The sequence below is a fragment of the Actinoplanes sp. NPDC048967 genome, assembly GCF_040649415.1.
Classification (GTDB): domain Bacteria; phylum Actinomycetota; class Actinomycetes; order Mycobacteriales; family Micromonosporaceae; genus Actinoplanes.
Genome location: NZ_JBEZFL010000002.1, coordinates 903,619 through 923,471, shown reverse-complemented (window position 1 = coordinate 923,471; position 19,853 = coordinate 903,619). Strand labels below are relative to the sequence as shown.

Sequence of the window (19,853 nt, the reverse complement as noted above, 5' to 3'; positions counted from 1 at the left end):
TCCCCGACAAGTTAGCCTTACCTACCTTGATCGCGCAGCGTTGTCCCAGATTTCTGCGCGCTAAGTCACAGCATGGCTCCGGCCCGTACGGCTCGCCAGTGATCACCCTCGCCGGTGGGCGCGCCCCGAGGCCCGTCAGCCCCTAGGCTCGACCCGTGGCCCACTACGTCGACAGCGAAGTGAGCCGGCTAGCCACGGTCATGCTGCACCGGCCGGGCGCCGAGCTCGCGAGACTGACCCCGCGCAACAACGACTCCCTGCTGTTCGACGGCATCCCGTGGGTGGGCCGGGCCCAGGAGGAGCACGACGCGTTCGCGGCGGCCCTGCGCGATCGCGGCGTCGAGGTCCTCTACCTGGGCGAACTGCTCGAGGAGACGCTCGCCGTGGACGCGGCGCGGGAGGCGCTGACCGAGAGCGTGCTCAACACCCCCCGTCTGGGCGACACCCTGCGCGAGCGGGTGGCGGCCCACCTGGCCGACCTGGCGCCCCGCGAGCTGGCCCAGGTCCTCATGGCCGGCCTGGCGCACGAGGAGGTCAAGCCGGGCCCGGGGCGGTCGGGCGGGCTGGTCTACCAGCTCATGAACCGCCTCGACTTCGTCATCGACCCGCTGCCCAACCTGCTGTTCACCCGCGACTCCTCGGTCTGGGTGCGCGACCAGGTCGCGGTCACCAGCCTGGCCATGCCGGCCCGCAACCGCGAGACCACCCTGACCCGGGCCATCTACACCCATCACCCGCGGTTCGCGGGCACCGAGCTGCTCTACCAGCCGGGCCTGGAGCACGTGGAGGGCGGCGACGTGCTGCTGCTCGCGCCGGACGTGCTGGCCATCGGGGTCGGCGAGCGCACCACCCCGGCCGGGGCCGAGCGCCTCGCCCGCCGCGTCTTCGCCGCCGGGCTGGCCCACACGATCCTGGCCGTCCCGATCGCTCAGGAACGCGCGACCATGCACCTCGACACGGTCTGCACGATGGTCGACGTGGACGCGGTGGTGATGTATCCCAACATCGCCGACACGCTGCGGGCGTACCCGGTGACGGCGGGCTTCGACGGTGAGCCGGTGGTCGGCCCGTCCCGGCCGTTCCTGGACGCGGCCGCGGAGGCGATGGGCATCGACCGGCTGCGGATCATCGACACCGGGCTGGATCCGGTCACCGCGGAACGCGAGCAGTGGGACGACGGCAACAACACGCTGGCCATCGCGCCCCGGCTCTGCGTCGCCTACGAGCGCAACGTCGAGACCAACGCCCAGCTGGAACGGGCCGGCATCGAGGTGATCGCGATCAGCGGCTCGGAGCTCGGTTCCGGCCGGGGTGGTCCGCGCTGCATGAGCTGCCCGATCGAGCGCACCCCGGGCTGAGGCCGGTCAGGTGCCCAGCACGTGCGAGACGATCATCTCGGGCACCGGCCCGTCCTCGTCGCCGGTCGCCCTGTCCGGGAAGTCGAAGACGGCCAGCATGAGCTGGACCGGATAGTTCGGGGACTGGCCGATCGTACGCACCGCCGTGCCGTCCACACTGAACACCAGCGATCCTGGCTGCCAGTCGACCGCGTATGTGTGGAACTCCGAGACGTCGATGGCCAGCGGCACTGTGGACCACTGCTCGGTCAGGCCGGGGTCACGGAACTTGTGCAGGCCGATGCCGACGTCGGCGGAGCCCGGCCGGACCGCGTCACCGAAGATCTCCATCACGCAGATCTCGCCGGAGTGCTGCGGCTTGTCCTCGATGCCGGACAGCCAGAAGGCCATCATGGACCGGGCCGACAGCACTCCGCGGGCACGCGCCTCGATGTGACCGTAGAGCGGGGTGTAGCCCCAGAACTCGGGCTCCTCGCTGGCCACCAGCAGGCCGTCGCGGAACGGCTGGCCGCCGACCGGGCTGCCCACCGGGCCGGAGAAGCTCGCACTCTGGATGCCGGAGACGCGCAGCGGGCCGTCGTGCACCCCCTCGCACCACAGGCCTTGCTCAGGCGGGATGCTCAGCCGCAGCTCACCGTCGGCGACCACATAGGTCGCCGCGGACGACGCGCGCGAACTCCAGTGCGGCAGATAGTGCGGTAGCCACACCGAGAGATCGAGCGCGTCGCCGGCGAAGCGGTCCTCCATCGACTCACGTGCCCCGGATGGTGAACACCTTGGAAGTGCCGCCGACCGCGCGGTAGTCACCGGGCGCGTAGACGCGGTACGAGTACGTGGCCTGGCCGGCCGGGGTCGCCACGAGGGTGTAGCGGCCGCTGGCGCGGATCAGGGCGGTGCCGACCTTGCGCCAGGTGTTGTCCGGGTAGCGGCGCTGCAACTGCACGGTCTTGCCCACCGCGAGCGGCGTGACGTTGCCGTCGACGTTCACGTTGGTGCCGGCCGGCACCGAGGTGGCGGCGGGCGTCGCGGTCACCACGTAGCGGGTGTACCGGACGTGGGCGCTGGTGACCGCGAGGTAGGTGGGCGGCCACGGCTGGCCGGGCTGGGCCTCGCCGGCCACCCAGGCGCATTGCAGCCACTGGGCCTCGTCGCCGCTGAGCGTGCGCTGGAACGTGCCGTCGGCGCCGGTGCGGCGGGACAGGGAGCCGGCCGGCTCGACACATCCGTTGTCCGAGCTGATCGTCAGGGGCAGGTTCGGCCAGGGTGCGTTGGTGGTGGCGTCCCAGGCCCGGATGCGCTGGGTCACCGGCTGGCCCTTGGTGGCCGGCTCCGGGCTGAAGGTCATCTCGATCATCGGCCGGTGCGAGCTCTGCACCTCGAGACTGGGCGTCTCGATGATCGTGCGGGGATCGACGTCCAGCCGGTTCTGGAAGGTCTGGTCGAGCGCGTAGACCCGGGTCGGTTCGATCTTCCCGCTCCAGACCGACGTGACCGGCAGCGAGCCGGTCCAGATGCCGTCCTGGTCGGTGCCTTCGGTGCGCCGGAGCACGACGTAGCTGTTCGGCCCGCCGTTCACCTGCACGGAGGGACCGGCGGCCTGGTCGCTGGGTACGTAGTCCTCCTGCTGGACACCGGTTTCGTCGGTGAGCCGGACCCGTACCTGTACGAAGTGGGTCTCGAGGCCGGAGACCGTCACGGCGGACTCGGCGAAGGTGATGGAGTGGACCTCGGGCGGAGCGGTGTCCGCCGCCGGCGCGGCGAGTGCCGGCGCGGCTGGAAGCACGGATGAGAGAGCTGCCGCTGTCATCGCAGCGGCGATTGACGTGCGCATGGCCGCACTGTACGGAATCAGAGCGAGCCTGTCCGACCCGTTCGGCGAGGGCGTACGACCCCGCCGAACGGGTCGGTGCGGTCAGCGCAGCGTCAGCTGCCGGCTCACGAGGCCCTGCTTGGCCCGGCGGGCCGCGGCGTCCAGCGGGGCGGTCTCGGCCAGGATGTCGGTGTAACGCTTGGCGAAGTCGGCCAGCGGGGCCTCCCAGTCGCCGGCCTCGGGCTCACCCGGGACGTCCCAGACCGGGACCAGCAGGCCGTGCGCGCGGAACATGCCGGCGAACTTCGTGTGCTCGCCGAGCAGCAGGTCGCCGCTCGCGGAGAGGCGGGCCAGCGCGTCCAGCGCCGGGTCCTCCTCCTGCGGCAGCACCCAGCGCACGTGCGACTTGTCCGGCTGCACCCGGCACCAGTACGCGGCCGGCACCCCCAGTCGCACGGTCGGGTAGATCGAGGCGTTGGCCCGCTCCAGCGACGCCTTCACGTTCGCGTCCTCGGCCTGCTCGGCGTCGAGCCAGTACTCGAAGCCGTCGTGCATCGTGATGTCCAGCGGGCCGTCCACGAGGATGTCCTGCAGCCGCGGGCCCTCACCCGGCAGGGCCGGCACGGCCACGGTGTCACCCGGCTCGGTCTGCAGGGCACACAGGATGGCCACAGCGATGTCCCGGGACACGTCCCCGGACTGCACGTGCCGCTGCAACCCGACGAAGACCCGGCCGTCCTGGCGGGTCATCGCCGGCCAGGCCATCGGGAGCACCGTCGAGAGCGTGACGGGGCGGTCCCCGTACTCGGAGATGATCTCGGGTTTGAGGGTCAGCGGCGCGGAAGCGGCCGGAACCAGCTCGCGCAGCGCGATCCACTCCGGCTCGTCGGCCAGGCCTTCGAACGGCCGGGCGACGAAGATGTCACGCACCTTCTGGCGCTTGGGGGCCGCGTTGGCCGCGGCGCGGGGGTTTCGACGCTTGCTCACGGCGAACCAGCCTAGGCGGTGGCCGCGCGATCCAGGCACTCCGGGCCGTCCGCGGCGAAAAGGATCATCAGGTCAGGCCCGCGGGAGCCGGACCTCCGCCACCGTGCCGCCGCCGTCGCGGGGACGCAGCGAGACCCAGCCGTGCTGGCGTTCCACGATGCGGCGGACCAGGTAGAGGCCCAGTCCGGCGCCCGGGTTGCGGCCGCGGTCGTGGGACTCGCCCTGCCAGTAGCGTTCGAAGGCGCGTTCGACGTGTTCGGGCTTGACACCGATGCCACGGTCGGCGACCCGGAACGTCACCGTCGTCTCGTCGGCGTCGGCGCTCACCTCGACCTCCGTGTCGCGGCCCGAATACTTGTCCGCGTTGGTGGCCAGCTCGGTGAGGATCGTGGCGAGCGAGTCGCGGTCGCCGAACGCCTTCGGCAGCTCGGCCGGCAGCCGGTCGAGCACCAGCCGGCGGCGCAGGTCCTCGGGCAGCTGCCCGGCCGCGTGGCGCAGGCCGTCGACGAGATCGAACGGGCCGGGCGGGTGGACGCCGACCTCACCGTCGTCGCTGGTGGCCGAGAGCAGCCGGTCGACCAGCCGGGCGAGCTCACCGGCGCGGGCGCCGATCACCCGGACGGCTTCCTGGCGCCCGTCCTCGCCCAGGGTCTCCCAGTGGTTGGTGAGCGTGTCCGCATACCCCTTGATCACCGTGACCGGGGTGCGCAGCTCGTGGCTGGTGACGGCGACGAACAGGTCGCGGTCCTCGTGCCGGCGGTCCTGGTCGGTGGAGTCCCGGAAGGTGACGACCCGCATCGCGGCCGTGTTGGGCAGATCCCCGGCGGTGACCTTGAGCAGCCGGCCGGACGGCAGCCGGTGGACCAGCACCTGGCCGGGCGGCGGGACCGGGAACTGCAGCGGGCGGCCCAGCATCTCGCCGACGGTACGGCCGGTGAGCTGCTCGGCGGCCGGGTTCCAGAGCTGCACGATGCCGTCGCGGTCGATGATGGTCAGCCCGTCGGAGAGGGCGGCCACCACCGGGCCGTCGCCGTGCACGGGCAGGCCGGCCTGGTCGCCGTACATGTGGCCGATGTTGGTGGCGAGCAATTCCAGCACGTCGTGGTGCTCGGGGGCGGGTTCGCCGTCCTGCTCGGCGTAGTAGACGTACAGGGCGCCGACCACCAGGCCGCCGATCTCGCAGCGGGCGACGAGGACCCGGTGGTGCTCGCCGTCGAGCTGGGCGGCCGTCTCGTCGTCGAGCGGGACCAGCTGGGTGCGGCTGCCGGTGGTCAGCCGGGCGTCCGCGCGGTCGACCCGGCGGCCCAGCGCGCGGGCGCAGATGCCGCTGGCGGCGATGATCCGGCCGTGTCCGGGGCTGTACTCGGCGAAGCCGGCGCCGAGCCCGCCCAGCACGTCCTGGGCCAGGCGGACGAGCTGGTTCAGCACGGCCAGGCCGGCCTCACCGGCGTTGATCCGCCTCAGAAGCTCGATCTGCCCTCGCGTCAGCGCGGCGTAGTCGGGACGATCCGGCATGTCTGCGAGTCTGCCTCGCTTACGGGCTTTTGGGCAGAGCGGTTGGTGTGGATCTTGCCGCTAACCGGGTCGAGAGTGGCCGGGGTCACACGGGCGGTACCTTCTCGAGGCGATCGAGCACGAACTTCGGCCGGTCGCTGATGATGCCGTCGGGATGCTGGGCCAGCACCAGATCAAGATCCGGTTCCTCGTTGACGGTCCAGATGTAGGTCTGGTGGCCGGCGGCGCGCAGCGCGGAGACCAGCTGCGGGCGGGACCGGATCAGGCCGATCCCCGGACCGGCGATCCGCGCGCCGAAGGGCAGCCGGCCGCGGCCCACGCCGGGTGGCACGATCTCCAGGAGGTAGACCGTCGGGATCCGAGGAGCCAGCCGGCGGATCCGGCGCAGGGCCAGGGCCGCGAACGACATGACGGTCACGTGGATGGGGTCGTCGGGCTTCGGCTCCGCCAGGCCGTACCGGCGCAGCATCTCGACCAGCCGGCGCTCGACGTCAGCGCCGTACCGTGACGGGTGTTTGGTTTCGATGAGTAGGCGCACCGGGCGGCCGCGGTCACGCAGAGCGGTGAGCAGACGATCCAGCGTGAGCAGCCGGACGTGGTCCGCCAGCCACTCCTCGGCCGCCGCGGCCGGGTGCCAGGAGGCGAAGTCGAGCTCCTCCAGCTCGGCCAGCGTCTTGGCACTGACCAGGCCGGTGCCGTTGCTGGTCCGGTTGAGCCGCCGGTCGTGCACGCACACCAGATGCCCGTCACGGGTCAGCCGGACGTCGCACTCCACGCCGTCGGCGCCCTCGTCGAGGGCGCGCAGATAGGCCGCCAGAGTGTGCTCCGGCAGCGCGTCGGCTCCGCCCCGGTGGGCGAAGACCAGAGGCCGGCCGGAGGTCACAGGACGCGGGGTGGCTGCCCGTTCTCGCTGACGACATCGCGGCCGTCGCCGGCCCACGCCTGCATGCCGCCGTCGAGGTTGCGGACGTTGTCCCACCCGTTGCCCATCAGATACGACACCACCTGGCCGGAGCGCCCGCCGGAGCGGCACACCACCACGACCTCGGTGTCCTGGGGGATCTCGGCGACGCGCGCCGGGACCTCCATCATCGGCAGGTGGTGAGCGCCGGGCGCGTGGCCCGCCGTCCACTCGTCGGGCTCCCGCACGTCGAGCAGGTAGGCCGTGGGCTGCACCTGGGACGGCGTCACGCTGGGTACCTGAGGTCCGAACACCCGACCAGCGTAGAGCTACTTCTCCTGGGCCACGACGTCCGGGTTGCCGATGATGAAGTCGGCGAGTTTGTCCTGCTTGACGGCCCGGTACATCTCCATCGTCTTGGGCGTGATCGCCTCGCGGCCGTTGCCGTTGCCGGCGAACGAGCCGTTGTTGCTGCGCAGCAGCACCAGGTCGTTGGCGGCCACCCCCTTGAGGGTGAAGATGAAGTCCGCGACCGGCACGCCGCCGGTGTCCAGCACGAAGGCCTTGCCGGCGGCCTTCATCAGCCCGCTGACCTTCACCGGGTTGGTCAGCACACCGCTGCCGCTGGCCTTCTTGGCCATCGCCTTGATCAGCTGCTGCTGGTGGCGCTGGCGGTCGTAGTCGCCGTTCTTGAGGCCGTAGCGCTGGCGGGCGTAGTCGAGGGCCTCCCAGCCCTCCATCTCCCGGCAGCCCTTCTCGTGCCAGATCGGCGTCTGCGACTTACCGGTCTTGCGGGCCTCCGCGAGATACATCGGCTTGCCGCCCACCTTGACCATGTGGTGCGACTTGACCCGCTGGTCCACGCACATCTTCACGCCCTTGAGCGCGTCGATGACGCCCTTGAAGCCGTTGAAGTCGATGATGGCCGCGCCGTCGAAGCTGATGCCCGTCGTGTTCTTCAAGGTCTGGGCCATGAGCTGCGCGCCGCCGGCCCAGCCGCCGCCGTTCTGGGCGCCGTGGAAGAACGCCTCGGTCGCCTTGGCGGTGCCGCCCGGATACTTGCTCTTGGCGAAGGCGGGGACCTGCACCTCGGTGTCGCGCGGGACCGAGACGAGGTACGCCTGGTCGTGGCTGGCCGGGATGTGCAGGATGATGATCGTGTCGGCGTGCAGATCGTCGACGGCCCAGCGCTTGCGCGCGTCCACGCCCATCAGCAGCAGGTCGATCGGGCCCTTGAGGCTGTTGCCGCCCTCGGCCGCCGTCTTCTTGGTGTTGCCGAGCAGGTTGTCCTGCGTGACGGCGCTGGTCGCGCTGCTGACCACCCACTTGGTGCCGACGATGCCGGCGCCGCTGGCCATCATCAGGACCGCGCCGAAGATCAGGGTCGCCTTCGCCCAGATCGGGTCCTTCTTGCCCTTGGTGCCCTTCTTGCCGCCCTTGGGCGGGCCGGGCGGCCCGGCCGAAGCGGTGCGCTTGGGGGCCGTGACGGCGTCCCGATCCAGCGACGAAGCACGTCGGGGGGTCTGGACGGTCATGCGCTCTCCAAGCGGGTCGGGATCCGGGCGGACATCACTGTACGTTCAACTTCGATCTCTTGCGAGGCCTTGTGCGTTTCATATCGATGACACGCAGCGTTAAACAAAGGGCGCGGGCCGGCGGTGACCGCCGACCCGCGCCCTTTGCCCGGTTTAGTGCCGGATCAGCCGTTGGCCTGGCTCGCCGGCGTCTTCGTCGAGGTCATCCACTCATCCATCTTGTCGGCAGCGATCGCCTTGTACAAAGCAAGTGCCTTCTCCCGATCGGAGACGACGACGCTCTGTCCGGAGATCGTCTGACTGCCCAGGTTGGGGCTCGTGATGAAAGTGAGGTTCTCGCCGCGCAGGCTGCGGAACTGCAGGGCCATGTCGGTCAGTGAGAAGTCCTGGTCGGCGGTGATCGCGCTGGTGGTCGCCTTGAGGAAGTCGTTGAGCTTGGCCGGGTTGCTCAGCGTGCCGGAGCTGGCCGCCTTGTCCATCAGCGCCTTCAGGAACTCCTGCTGGTGCTGCATGCGGGCGAAGTCGCCGCGGGCGAACTGCTTGCGCTGGCGGATCCAGTCCAGCGCCTCGGCCCCGTTCATGTGCATGGTGCCCTTCTTGAACTTGCGGAAGGGCTTGTGGATCGAGGTGATGTTCTGCTCGACCTTGAGGTCCACGCCGCCGAGGGCGTCGGTGACCTCCTTGAAGCCGCCGAAGTCGATCGCCAGCACGTGGTCGAGGTGCACGTCGGTCATGCACTCCACGGTCCGTACGGCCCGGGGCAGGCCACCGAAGGCGAACGCCGCGTTGATCTTGGCGCGGCTGCCGCTGCTGCAGTCCGCCGAGTTGCCGGAGGGGATCTGCACCCACAGGTCGCGGGGGATCGACACCAGCTGGGCGGACTTGTGGTCGGCCGGGATGTGCATGACGATCAGCGTGTCCGCACGCCACTCGTTGGTGTCTTCCTTGGTCGCGTCCGGGTCCCGGGAATCGCTGCCGACCAGCAGGATGTTGAGCGCGCCGTCGACGGTCTTGACCGGACGGCCCTTGGTGATGTCGGAGAAGGCGTCGGTGCGCTTGAGGTCGTCGTTGAGACCGTTGGCGTAGCCGTACAGCGAGATGCCGGCGACCAGACCGCCGACCAGCACCACCGCGCCGACGACCATCGCGATCCGGCCCCAGCGCGGCTTGCGCTTGCCCTTGTACGGCCGGCCGGGGTAGTTGCCGCCGCCACCGGGTCCCCGCGGCGGGCCGGCCGGTCCGCCGGGGCCGCCACCCGAGCCGCGGGGCGGCCAGTTGTCGTAACCACCACGCGGCACACCGGCGCGGGCCGATGCGGGACCGCCGCCGCCGGCGCGGCCCGAGCCGGGCACCGAGGCCCGGCTCATCGAGCCCGGCACGGAAGCCCGGCCGGAGGAGCTACCCCAAGGGGACGTGGTCGCAGACATGACTTCAGGTTACGTACCCGGAACCGGGCATAGCGTGCATCGACACTGGCGCGGCACGAAGGGAGGAGACAATTACTGCTCGTGAAACGTTCACTACCGTGGCGAAATGCTCAGCCCTTGAAGAAGTCGATCGTGCGGCGCAGGCCCTCTTCCGGCCCGACCTGCGGTTCGTAGCCGAGCAGGGTGCGGGCCAGGGTCAGGTCCGGGCGGCGCTTCTCCGGGTCGTCGGCCATCCGCTCGACCAGATCGATCTTCGAGTCGCTGCCGCACAGCCGCACGATCAGCTCGGCCAGCTCGAGCATGGTCAGCTCGTGCTCGGTGCCGCAGTTGATCGGGCCGGTCTCGTCCGAGTCGAGCAGCAGCAGGATGCCGCGGACCAGGTCGTCGACGTAGGTGATCGACCGGGTCTGAGTGCCGGTGCCGTGCACGGTGATCGGGGCACCGCGCAGCGCCTGGCTGATGAAGGTGGGGATGGCCCGGCCGTCGTCGGGGCGCATCCGCGGGCCGTACGTGTTGAAGATGCGCACGATCGCGGTGGAGAGGTTGTGGAAGCGGTGGTAGCCCATCGTGGCCGCCTCGGCGAACCGCTTGGACTCGTCGTAGACCGACCGCACGCCGATCGGGTTGACGTTGCCCCAGTACGACTCCGGCTGCGGGTGCACCAGCGGGTCGCCGTACGCCTCGGAGGTCGACGCCATCAGGAAGCGCGCCGCGTCCGCGACCGCCCGGTCGAGCAGCGCGAGCGTGCCCACCGAGCCGACCTTGAGGATCTCCAGCGGCAGCTTGGCGAAGTCGGTGGGGCTGGCCGGGGACGCCATGTGCAGGATGGCGTCGAAGCGCTCGGCCATCGCCGGGTGCGCGGGCAGGCCCTGGACGAGGTCGGCCTCGATCAGGGTGAAGCGCGGCTCGCCGGCCAGGTGGGCCACGTTCTCCTTGGCCCCGGTGACGAAGTTGTCGATCGCCACGACGGTGCAGCCCCGGTCCACGAGAGCGTCGACGACGTGGGACGGCACGAAGCCGGCGCCGCCGCTGACGAGAATCCGATGGCCTGCGCCGTACCGCTGTTGCACTGACATGGACGACACTCTAAGCGAACGGGGCCGACGCGCATTTCGCGCGTCGGCCCCGGCCGGTACCGCCTGTCCGTCAGTGAGCGCCGAAGCCGGTCAGCGACCGCACCTCGAGCTCGGCGTACTTGTCCGCGTCCGTCTCCTTCGAGATCACCGTGCCGATCCAGCCGCAGAGGAAGCCGATCGGGATCGAGATGATGCCGGGGTTGCTGAGCGGGAACCAGTGCCAGTCGCTGTCCGGGAACATCGCCGTCGGCGAGCCGGAGACGACGGGCGAGAAGAACACCAGCACCACGGCGGAGAGCAGACCGCCGTAGATGGCCCACAGCGCCCCGGAAGTGTTGAACCGCTTCCAGAACAGGCTGTAGAGGATCGCCGGCAGGTTGCCCGAGGCGGCCACCGCGAAGGCGAGCGCCACCAGGAAGGCCACGTTCAGGCTCTGGGCGAAGATCGACAGCAGGATCGCGACGGCGCCGATGATGAACGCCGAGATCCGGGCGACCCGTACCTCGTCGCGCTCCGACGCCTGGCCGCGCTTCATGACGCTGGCGTAGAAGTCGTGCGCCACGCTCGACGACGACGCCAGGGTCAGGCCGGCCACCACCGCGAGGATGGTGGCGAAGGCGACCGCCGCGATGATGGCGAGCAGCACCGCGCCGCCCGTGTCACCACCGAAGTAGTCGATGCCCAGCGCCTGGGCCAGCTGCGGCGCGGCCGTGTTGCCGGCCTTGTCCTGGGCGGTGATCGCCTTGCCGCCCACCAGAGCCGCCGCGCCGAAGCCCAGGGCCAGGGTGAACAGGTAGAACGTGCCGATGATGCCGATCGCCCAGAGCACGCTCTTGCGGGCGATCTTGCTGGTCGGCACCGTGTAGAACCGGGTCAGGATGTGCGGCAGGCCGGCCGTGCCGAGCACCAGGGCGATGCCGAGCGACAGCAGGTCCATCTTGCTGTAGAACGTCTTCGCCGCATCACCGGCTGTCTCCACGCCGTACCGCAACCCGGGTTCCAGGAACGCCGAACCCTTGCCGGACTGTTCGGCTGCGTCACCGAGCAGCGACGACAGGTTGAACTTGTAGTGCGCCAGCACCAGCAGAACCATCAGCAGAGCGCCCGTCATCAGCATGAACGCCTTGACGATCTGCACGTACGTGGTGCCCTTCATGCCGCCGACCACGACGTACACGATCATGAGCGCGCCGACCAGGATGATCGTGGCGATCTTCGCGGTGTCGGCGTCCATGCCCAGGAACGTGGTGCCGGGCTTGATCCCGAGCAGCAGGCTGACCAGCGCACCGGCGCCGACCATCTGGGCGATCAGGTAGAAGATCGACACCACGATGGTGGAGACGGACGCCGCCGTACGCACCGGTCGCTGACGCATCCGGAACGCCAGCACGTCGGCCATCGTGTACCGGCCCGAGTTGCGCAGGAACTCGGCCACCAGCAGCAGCGCGACGAGCCAGGCGACCAGGAAGCCGATCGAGTACAGGAAGCCGTCGTAGCCGTACAGGGCGATGAGGCCGGCGATGCCCAGGAACGAGGCCGCCGACATGTAGTCGCCGCCGATCGCCATGCCGTTCTGGAAGCCCGAGAACGACCGGCCACCGGCGTAGAAGTCGGTCGCCGTCTTGGTCTGCCGGCTCGCCCAGATGGTGATGCCCAGGGTGATCGCGACGAAGATCAGGAACAGCGTGATGGTCAGGGTGCGGCTCGTCGACGAGGTGGCCTCGGCCGCGAGGTAGAGGTGGGGTTCCATTACTTGGCCGCCTCCGTGTCGGTCTCGGGGGCGTCGTCCGCACGGGCGGCGGGCGTCGCCGCACCGCGGGCTGCGGCACCGGCCGTCAGGTCCTCACGGATCTTGTCGGCGGTCGGGTCGATCTCCCGGGCCGCGAACCGGGAGTAGTACCAGGCGATCACGAACGTCGAGACGAACTGCAGCAGGCCGAGCAGCAGCGCGACGTTGATGTTCCCGATGAGCTTCACGGACATGAAGCCCCGGGCGTACGCCGAGAGCAGGACGTAGAGCGCGTACCAGAGGAAGAACGCGACGGTCACGGGGAAGATGAAGTTGCGCAGCTTGCGGCGCAACCCGGCGAATTCATCGGATCGCTGGACCTCGAGATACTTCTCGGTCGGGGTCGTTTCGGTTGTCAACGTGGCTCACCACCTTCGTGGGGGCGGGTCTTTTCCGCACCGTACGAAGCAGTGGTGGCGATCACTGGCTGCCGGTCGTCAGGTGCGCCGAGCGGCGCCCCTGTTGCGCTTACCGGTCGAGCCCGCGGTACCGGCCGCGGAAGTGGAGCAAAGGGACGAGCCCGGCGTCATCGAGCTGAATCGTCTCGATCGTCGCTTCCACCAGCAGGCCCCAGCCGTACGGTCGCTGCCCGTCCAGCCGGCAACCCGCCCACGTGCCCGCGCCCGCCGGCACCCGGCCGTAGTCCGTCTCGGTCCAGTCGTCGCCGGCGAAGAGTCCCCCGGGGGCGGGCATCAGCCCGGCGAAACGATCGGCCAGTTGCTGGTCGCCGGGGCCGAGCGGGGTGACGGCGAAACGACCGGCGACCGAGACGGCGTCCCAGAAGTCGCTCTCCTCGTCGACCAGTCCCAGCACTCGGCCGGGCTCCCCGTCGGCGACCAGCATGGAGGAGACGGTGAGACCGGCGGGCCCGGGCGTGGTCCAGAGCGTGACGGGCGCGGCCAGCCGCCCGCGCAGCCGCCGCACCGCGGACTTGTCCTGCTCCGGGGTGGCGAACGGGTCGCTGGAGTGGATGTGCGCGCCGGGCTCGACAGGTTTCACGGGAAACATTGTGCCGCCCGTGGCGGTAATATCGGTCGCGTGAACACCGCGTGCCCGCAGAGCTGGCGCCCGTCCTAGCGACGGCCGCCACTTCCGCACGCGCGGGCCGTCCCATCGGACGGCCCGTTCTGTGTTTCCCGGGTCGTCCACGACCTTCCCGGGAGACAGAGATGACCACCCAGACACTGAGCCTCGAGGACCGGATCGCCGCCCGGCCCGGCGACTTCCGCGTGCTGACCGGTGACCGGCCCACCGGTCCGCTGCACCTCGGCCATTACTTCGGCACCCTGCGCAACCGGGTCCGCCTCCAGCAGAGCGGGGTCGACCTGGTCGTCGTGGTCGCCGACTACCAGGTGCTGACCGACCGCGACGTCGCTGAACGGCTGGTACCCACGGTCGAGGGGCTGATCCTCGACTATCTCGCCGCCGGGCTCGACCCGGACCGGGCGACGATCTTCACGCACAGCGCGGTGCCGGCCCTCAACCAGCTCGTCCTGCCGTTCCTCAGCCTGGTCAGCGTGCCGGAGCTGCAGCGCAACCCGACCGTCAAGGACGAGATCGCGCACTCCCGGCAGAGCTCGGTCAGCGGGCTGATGTTCACCTACCCGGTGCATCAGGCCGCCGACATCCTGTTCTGCAAGGGCAACCTGGTGCCGGTCGGTCAGGACCAGCTGCCGCACGTCGAGGTCACCCGGACGGTGGCCCGGCGGTTCAACGAGCGCTACGGGCCGGTCTTCCCGGTGCCCGAGGCGTTGCTGGGCGCCGCGCCGCTGCTGCTGGGCACCGACGGGACGAAGATGAGCAAGAGCCGGGGCAACGCGATCGCCCTGTCGGCCACCGCGGACGAGACCGCGCGGCTGATCCGCGGGGCCAAGACCGACGCCGACCGGCACATCACCTTCGATCCGCAGGCCCGGCCGGCGGTGTCCGGGCTGGTCCAGCTGGCCGCGCTCTGCCTGGACCAGGACCCGCACGAGGTGGCCGCGACGATCGGTGCCGCCGGGGCCGCCGCCCTGAAACGGACGGTCACCGAGGCGGTCAACGAGTTCCTCGCTCCGATGCGGGCGCGGCGGGCCGCATACGCGCAGGAACCGGGTCTGGTGCGGGAGGTGCTGCGGACCGGCAACGCGCGGGCCGACGCCGTCGCGGACCAGACCCTGCAGGAGGTACGGGAGGCGATGGGCACCCTCTACTGACGTGCGGTCACCGTGGCCAGCAGCTCGGGCATCCGCCTGTCCAGCATCGGACCGGCCAGGTGGAGCCCGAGCAGCAGGGCGCCGGCGCCGTAGACCAGGCCCATCGGCAGGCCCACCCACAGCCAGACGTCGTGCGCCAGGAACGCGACGAGCTGCATCGGCACGGTGATCAGCGCCGCGCCGAACAGAGCCGCAAAGGTCAGCAGGCCCTTGGCCATGCCGCCGCCCGAGGACAGGGCGAACGGGTTGGCCGTGTCGGGCAGCGCGTATGCGACCCGGACCGAGATCGGCAGGACCAGGGCGAGGCCGACGCCGTACGCCGCGGCCAGCATGCCGACCAGGGCGGGGATCGTCTCCGGGCGGCCCACGGCGACCCCCACCACGATCGCGATCACCAGCAGCGACGGGACCACGTACACGGAGAAGCCGGCGACCCGCGAGGTCAGCTCGAGCCGGCCGGGGACGCCGGCCACGACGTTGGCCGCGTAGGCGCTGCCCTCGAAGCCGAACTGGTTGGCCAGGCTCACCGCGGCCAGCGCGCCCACGAAGATCAGCATGCCGGTCGGGGCGCCGGCGGTGCCGCTGCTCACGCCGATGAAGACGGGCAGGAAGACGCCGACCACGCTGAACGTGATGAGACTGGCCCGCCGCCGCGTCTCGCGCCACCAGTACCGCATCTCGCGCGCGGTCAGCGCGCCGAACCGGGTGCGGGGCAGCCAGCCGGGCACGAGCTGGGCGACCGGTTTGCGCGCCGAGGCCGTCCGCTCCCGCCGGCCGGACCGGCCGACCGAGCCGAGCATCGCGCGTTCGAGGGTCGCCGACCACCACCACAGCAACAGGCCGATCGTGACCAGGACCAGGACGAACTTCACCGGTACGGCCCACAGCCGGCCCGCGGCCACATCCAGACCCATGCTGTACGGCGCCCCGAACGGCGTCCAGGCGACGACGTCGGCCACCCGGGCGACACCGGTCCAGTCGGCGTTCTCGGCCCCGGCGAGCGCGGCCAGTTGCAGCGGCCCGAGCAGCGCGGCGACACAGGCCAGCAGCACGGTGGCCAGGTCCCGGGCCCGCCGCGACCGCAGCGCCGTCGCGAAGGCGCTGGTCAGTGACCGGCTGATCGCCGCGCAGAGCAGGATGCCGGTCACCACGCCGACGAACTCGACCAGGGCGGCCGCCGGGCCGCCGAGCCGGGCCGCCGAGTCGACCATGCCCAGCGTCCCGGCGAACGTGGCCAGCGCCGGCACCCCGGCCAGCGACGCGACGAACAGGCCCCGGATCAGCGTGCGCCGGGGCAACGGCAGCAGCGCGAAACGGGCGGGATCGAGGGACTCGTCCACGCCGAAGAAGACCAGCGGCAGGAACAGCCAGCCCAGCACGAGCAGACCGCCGGCCAACGGCAGGGCCACCTCGGCGGCCCGCTGCTCACCGAGCAGGCCGGGCAGGCTGAACAGGGCGTATCCGCCGACGGCGGCGCACGCGGCGAGGACCGTGCCGAGCACGAACAGGGCCACCCGCCAGGTCTGACCCCGCAGGCCGTTCGCGGTGATGCGCAGTTTCAGCTTGACGAAGTGCCGGACGCCTACAGCCACGCGAGTTCCGACCCGGTCGCTGTCCGGCCACCGACGACCTCGACGAAGACGTCCTCCAGCGAGCGCTCGCCCCGGACCTCGGCGAGCGTGCCGCCCAGCCGGATCGAGCCGTCGGCGAGGATCGCGACGTGGCTGCACAGCCGCTCGACCACGGCCATGACGTGGCTGGAGAAGACGACCGTGCCGCCGCCGGAGACATAACGCTGCAGGATGTCGCGGATCAGCGCGGCGGACACCGGGTCGACCGCCTCGAACGGCTCGTCCAGCACCAGCAGCCGGGGCGCGTGCAACATGGCACAGGCCAGGCCGATCTTCTTTTTCATGCCCGCCGAGTAGTCGACGACCAGGGTGCGGTTGTCGGCCCCCAGGGCCAGCACGTCCAGCAGCTCGGCGGAACGCTGATCGACGACGTCGGCGTCCATCCCGCGCAACAGCCCGTGGTACGCCAGCAGCTCGGTGCCGGTGAGCCGGTCGAAGAGGCGTACGCCGTCGGGCAGCACGCCGATCCGGGCCTTCGCCGCGGCCGGGTCGGCCCACACGTCGTACCCCAGGATCCGGGCCTGGCCCGCGTCGGGCCGCAGCAGGCCGACGGCCATCGACAGGGTGGTGGTCTTGCCGGCGCCGTTGGGGCCGAGCAGGCCGAAGAACGAGCCGGCCGGCACGTCGAGATCGATGCCGGCGACCGCCAGCTTGGTGTCGAACCGCTTGACGAGACCACGCAGCGCGAGCGCCGGATCCGGGCTCAGGCGCTGGTGGGGAACCGTCATGCCCCCGAACCTAACGGTTGGTGAGCGGCCCGGGCCACCCCTGCGGATGGTCCGGGCCACTTGTCACACCTGGAAAGGGCGGACCCCCGTTCAGCCCACCCGTTCGATCACGGCGCGCCGGATGAGGAACTTGCCCGCCTCGCGGACCTCCTCGAAGGCGGCGTTGTTGAGCAGCACGCAACTGCCCGACGGGGTCGCCACCTTGACGGTGATGCTCTTGTTGTTGTCGAGGTTCGTCACCTTGAGTGTGGTGCCGATCGGGAACGTGCCGCTGGACGCCGCCGGGGCGCCGGCCTCACCGGACAGGGTCACGGTCGAGCCCTTGCAGACGACGTCGCCGGCATTTGCCGGAGCGGCCTTGGTCGGGGCCTGGGCCGGGGCCTTGGTCGGAGCCTTGGTGGGCGCCTTGGTCGGGGCTTTGGTCGGTGCCTTCGTCGGCGCGGCCTGCACGTTGCCGGTGCAGCCGGCGGCCGCGCGGCGCTGGTTGATCAGGTCGACGACGGCCTGCCGGTTGGCGATGCGCGCGTCCGAGAGGGCGTCCGGGTTGGCCCGCTGGCCGGCGATGAAGTCCAGGTTGTTGCGCAGGGCGCCGTCCAGGCCCGCGCAGTTCTCGCCCGCGCTGCTCATGCCGGTGCTCACCGCGAACGCCCCGCCGGCCAGTGTCGCGGCCGCCACGCCGATCAGCAGTTTCCGGGCCCGGCCGCTCATCCTGTTCCTGCGGTACATGCAGCGCTCCTTCGCGTTCGTCCGGCTGCCCCGTTGCAGCATCGTTAGCTACGGGGCGGGCGCCGCGAAGAGTTCAGACAAGTTTATTAAATATTGTTAAGGGTCATCCTCAGAGACGAAGCGACTCCGGGGCGTGCAACCGCAGCATGGTCGCCCCGATGTCGGCCGGCACCCGGCGTTTGCTCAGCAGCGAACCGACCACCATGACCAGGAAGGCCAGCGGCACCGTCCAGGCCGCGGGCTGCTCGATCAGCTGCGCCGGCCAGCCGGACAGGGGCGGGCCCAGCACCGTGATCAGCACCGCGGCCATCGCGGCCCCGCCGCCGGCCAGGATCCCCGCCACCGCGCCGACATCGGTGAGCCCCCGCCACCAGATGCCGAGCACGAGCAGCGGGCAGAAACTCGACGCGGCCACGGCGAAGGCCAGCCCGACCACCCGCGAGACGTCCATGTTGGCGACGTAGATCGACAACGCCATCGGCACGATGGCGGCGAGCACGGTGGCCAGCCGGAAGTCCCGCACGGAACCACCCCGGTCGGCGTGCAGGATGTCGGTGAAGACCACCCCGGCGACGCTGGTGAGCAGGCCCGACGAGGTGGACAGGAACGCGGCCAGGGCGCCGGCGGTGACCAGGGCACCGAGGAACTGGCCCAGATGTCCGCCGCCGAGCGCCGCCTCGGGCAGGAGCAGCACCACGGCGTCGGTGCGGCCGGTCATCAGCAGCTGCGGGGTGTAGATCCGGCCGAGGACGCCATACAGGGTGGGCAGCAGGTAGAAGCAGCCGACCAGGGCGAGGACCACGAGGGTTGTCCGCCGGGCCGAGGCGCCGTCGGGGTTGGTGTAGAAGCGGACCAGCACGTGCGGCAGGCCCATGGTGCCCAGGAACGTGGCGAGGATCAGCGAATAGGTGGCGAAGAGCGTGGTGTCACCGCCGGGCAGCAGCCAGTCGGCGCCGCGGTTGTCGTCGACGGAGCTGACCTCGGGCACGGCCTCACCGGCCGCGAAGGTGCGCTCCTCGCCCTCGACGACCCGGCTCTGCGAGCCGTCGGGCAGCGTCAGGGTCGCCGCATCGGTGAAGGTCACGGTCGTGGTCGCCGAGAACGTCGGGCCGGCCGGGGGCGTCACGGCCGGGCGCCCGTCCGACTGCCACTGCATGACCAGGAAGATCACCGGTACGGCCAGAGCGGTCAGCTTCAGCCAGTACTGGAACGCCTGCACGAAGGTGATCGCCCGCATCCCGCCCAGCGCCACGTTGGCGGTGACGACCAGGCCGACGAGCAGCGCACCCCACTCGTACCGGCCGCCGGTGACCGTGGTGAACGTCAGGCCGGCGCCCTGCAGCTGCGGCACCAGGTAGAGACAGCCGATGAAGACGACGAAGACCGTGGCGAGCCGGCGCAGCACCGGCGACCGCAGCCGCACCTGGCAGAAGTCCGGCAGGGTGAACGCACCCGAACGGCGCAGCGGGGCCGCGACGAACAGCAGCAGGGCGAGATAGCCGGCCGCGAACCCGACGGGATACCAGAGCACGTCGACGCCGTAGCGCAGCACCAGGCCGGCGACGCCGAGGAAGGACGCGGCGGAGAGGTACTCGCCACTGATCGCGGCGGCGTTCCAGCTGGGGCTGACCGAACGGGACGCGACCAGGAAGTCGGAGGTGGTACGGGCGAAGCGCAGCCCGTACGCACCGATCCCGACCGTGATTGCCACGACCAGGATCAGCCCCGGGACGACGTACGGGTTCACCCTTCCGGCCTGTTGATGACGGCGGTGAAGTCCTGCTCGTTGCGTTCGGCCCAGCGCACGTAGGCCCAGCCGACCCCGATCAGGAACGGGAAGGAGAGCAGGCCGAGCAGCAGCCAGGGCAGGTTGACGCCGAGCAGTTTGGCCCGGCCGACCGCGGGCGCCACGGCGAACAGCAGCGGCAGCGCGCCGAGCCCGGTCACCACGACCAGCGAGAGTCGCAGGGCGAGCGCCAGCTGGGCCCGTACCAGCCCCTTGACCAGGGCCTCACCGACCGGCGTCTGCTCGGCGAGGTCGGCCCGGGCGGGATCGGGCGCGGGCCGGCGCGCGGCCGCCTCACCGAGGACGACGCGGGTACGCCGTACCTTGGTGCCGTCCGTCGGGTCGCCGTCCATGCCCGGCAGTCTTGCCGCCGCCGCGCCGATGTCAAG

19 protein-coding genes are annotated in these 19,853 nt (G+C 70.8%); 2 read left to right on the top strand and 17 right to left on the bottom strand.

Annotation, left to right across the window (positions count from 1 at the left end; genetic code table 11):
* Positions 1-155 precede the first annotated feature (155 nt).
* Entirely contained in the window at positions 156-1,358 is a 1,203-nt protein-coding gene (locus tag AB0C12_RS11100; RefSeq protein WP_360546525.1) for an arginine deiminase, read from the top strand.
* Between the two features lie 6 nt (positions 1,359-1,364).
* Here AB0C12_RS11100 and AB0C12_RS11095 read toward each other — a convergent pair whose 3' ends face one another.
* The 12 genes from AB0C12_RS11095 to AB0C12_RS11040 form a co-directional block, all read right to left on the bottom strand.
* Positions 1,365-2,105 carry a glycoside hydrolase family 16 protein gene (locus tag AB0C12_RS11095; RefSeq protein ID WP_360546523.1) on the bottom strand — a complete coding sequence of 247 codons (741 nt, stop codon included), beginning with the start codon at positions 2,103-2,105 and terminating at the stop codon, positions 1,365-1,367.
* A 4-nt stretch (positions 2,106-2,109) separates the two neighbouring features.
* Positions 2,110-3,189, bottom strand: a complete 1,080-nt coding sequence (locus tag AB0C12_RS11090; protein WP_360546521.1) for a hypothetical protein — start codon at positions 3,187-3,189, stop codon at positions 2,110-2,112.
* 81 nt (positions 3,190-3,270) lie between these two features.
* Complete coding sequence (locus AB0C12_RS11085) at positions 3,271-4,155, bottom strand: DUF5926 family protein (RefSeq protein WP_360546519.1); 885 nt, start codon at positions 4,153-4,155, stop codon at positions 3,271-3,273.
* A gap of 72 nt (positions 4,156-4,227) precedes the next feature.
* A complete protein-coding gene (locus tag AB0C12_RS11080) occupies positions 4,228-5,670 on the bottom strand; it encodes an ATP-binding protein (RefSeq protein ID WP_360546517.1) in 1,443 nt (480 codons plus the stop codon).
* Positions 5,671-5,755: 85 nt separating this feature from the next.
* Entirely contained in the window at positions 5,756-6,553 is a 798-nt protein-coding gene (locus AB0C12_RS11075; RefSeq protein WP_360546515.1) for a glycerophosphodiester phosphodiesterase family protein, read from the bottom strand.
* Positions 6,550-6,885, bottom strand: coding sequence for a rhodanese-like domain-containing protein (locus AB0C12_RS11070; RefSeq protein WP_360546513.1), 336 nt, complete (start codon positions 6,883-6,885; stop codon positions 6,550-6,552). The genes AB0C12_RS11075 and AB0C12_RS11070 overlap by 4 nt, the downstream gene beginning before the upstream one ends.
* 15 nt (positions 6,886-6,900) lie before the next feature.
* On the bottom strand, positions 6,901-8,106 hold the full coding sequence (locus tag AB0C12_RS11065; RefSeq protein WP_360546511.1) for an LCP family protein: 1,206 nt from the start codon (positions 8,104-8,106) through the stop codon (positions 6,901-6,903).
* A 164-nt stretch (positions 8,107-8,270) separates the two neighbouring features.
* Entirely contained in the window at positions 8,271-9,533 is a 1,263-nt protein-coding gene (locus AB0C12_RS11060; RefSeq protein WP_360546509.1) for an LCP family protein, read from the bottom strand.
* A gap of 110 nt (positions 9,534-9,643) precedes the next feature.
* Positions 9,644-10,609: an NAD-dependent epimerase/dehydratase family protein gene (locus AB0C12_RS11055; RefSeq protein ID WP_360546507.1), complete on the bottom strand. Its 966-nt coding sequence runs from the start codon at positions 10,607-10,609 to the stop codon at positions 9,644-9,646.
* A 70-nt stretch (positions 10,610-10,679) separates the two neighbouring features.
* Positions 10,680-12,359 carry a cation acetate symporter gene (locus AB0C12_RS11050; protein ID WP_360546505.1) on the bottom strand — a complete coding sequence of 560 codons (1,680 nt, stop codon included), beginning with the start codon at positions 12,357-12,359 and terminating at the stop codon, positions 10,680-10,682.
* The gene (locus AB0C12_RS11045) at positions 12,359-12,757 is read right to left on the bottom strand and encodes a DUF485 domain-containing protein (RefSeq protein WP_360546503.1); all 399 of its coding nucleotides are present in this window, start codon (positions 12,755-12,757) and stop codon (positions 12,359-12,361) included. Before AB0C12_RS11045 ends, AB0C12_RS11050 begins: the two co-directional genes overlap by 1 nt.
* Positions 12,758-12,866: 109 nt before the next feature.
* Positions 12,867-13,406: a flavin reductase family protein gene (locus AB0C12_RS11040; RefSeq protein ID WP_360546501.1), complete on the bottom strand. Its 540-nt coding sequence runs from the start codon at positions 13,404-13,406 to the stop codon at positions 12,867-12,869.
* A gap of 161 nt (positions 13,407-13,567) precedes the next feature.
* Here AB0C12_RS11040 and trpS point away from each other — a divergent pair, with 161 nt between their 5' ends.
* Complete coding sequence (gene trpS, locus AB0C12_RS11035; protein ID WP_360546499.1) at positions 13,568-14,593, top strand: tryptophan--tRNA ligase; 1,026 nt, start codon at positions 13,568-13,570, stop codon at positions 14,591-14,593.
* Here trpS and AB0C12_RS11030 read toward each other — a convergent pair.
* The 5 genes from AB0C12_RS11030 to AB0C12_RS11010 form a co-directional block, all read right to left on the bottom strand.
* On the bottom strand, positions 14,587-16,185 hold the full coding sequence (locus tag AB0C12_RS11030; RefSeq protein ID WP_360546497.1) for an ABC transporter permease: 1,599 nt from the start codon (positions 16,183-16,185) through the stop codon (positions 14,587-14,589). The two genes, trpS and AB0C12_RS11030, sit on opposite strands and share 7 nt — an antisense overlap.
* Positions 16,176-16,952 carry an ABC transporter ATP-binding protein gene (locus AB0C12_RS11025; protein WP_360546495.1) on the bottom strand — a complete coding sequence of 259 codons (777 nt, stop codon included), beginning with the start codon at positions 16,950-16,952 and terminating at the stop codon, positions 16,176-16,178. Before AB0C12_RS11025 ends, AB0C12_RS11030 begins: the two co-directional genes overlap by 10 nt.
* Positions 16,953-17,042: 90 nt before the next feature.
* Complete coding sequence (locus AB0C12_RS11020; RefSeq protein WP_360546493.1) at positions 17,043-17,678, bottom strand: hypothetical protein; 636 nt, start codon at positions 17,676-17,678, stop codon at positions 17,043-17,045.
* Positions 17,679-17,787: 109 nt separating this feature from the next.
* The gene (locus AB0C12_RS11015) at positions 17,788-19,425 is read right to left on the bottom strand and encodes a cation acetate symporter (RefSeq protein ID WP_360546491.1); all 1,638 of its coding nucleotides are present in this window, start codon (positions 19,423-19,425) and stop codon (positions 17,788-17,790) included.
* Positions 19,422-19,817, bottom strand: coding sequence for a hypothetical protein (locus AB0C12_RS11010; RefSeq protein ID WP_360546489.1), 396 nt, complete (start codon positions 19,815-19,817; stop codon positions 19,422-19,424). The genes AB0C12_RS11015 and AB0C12_RS11010 overlap by 4 nt, the downstream gene beginning before the upstream one ends.
* Positions 19,818-19,853 lie beyond the last annotated feature (36 nt).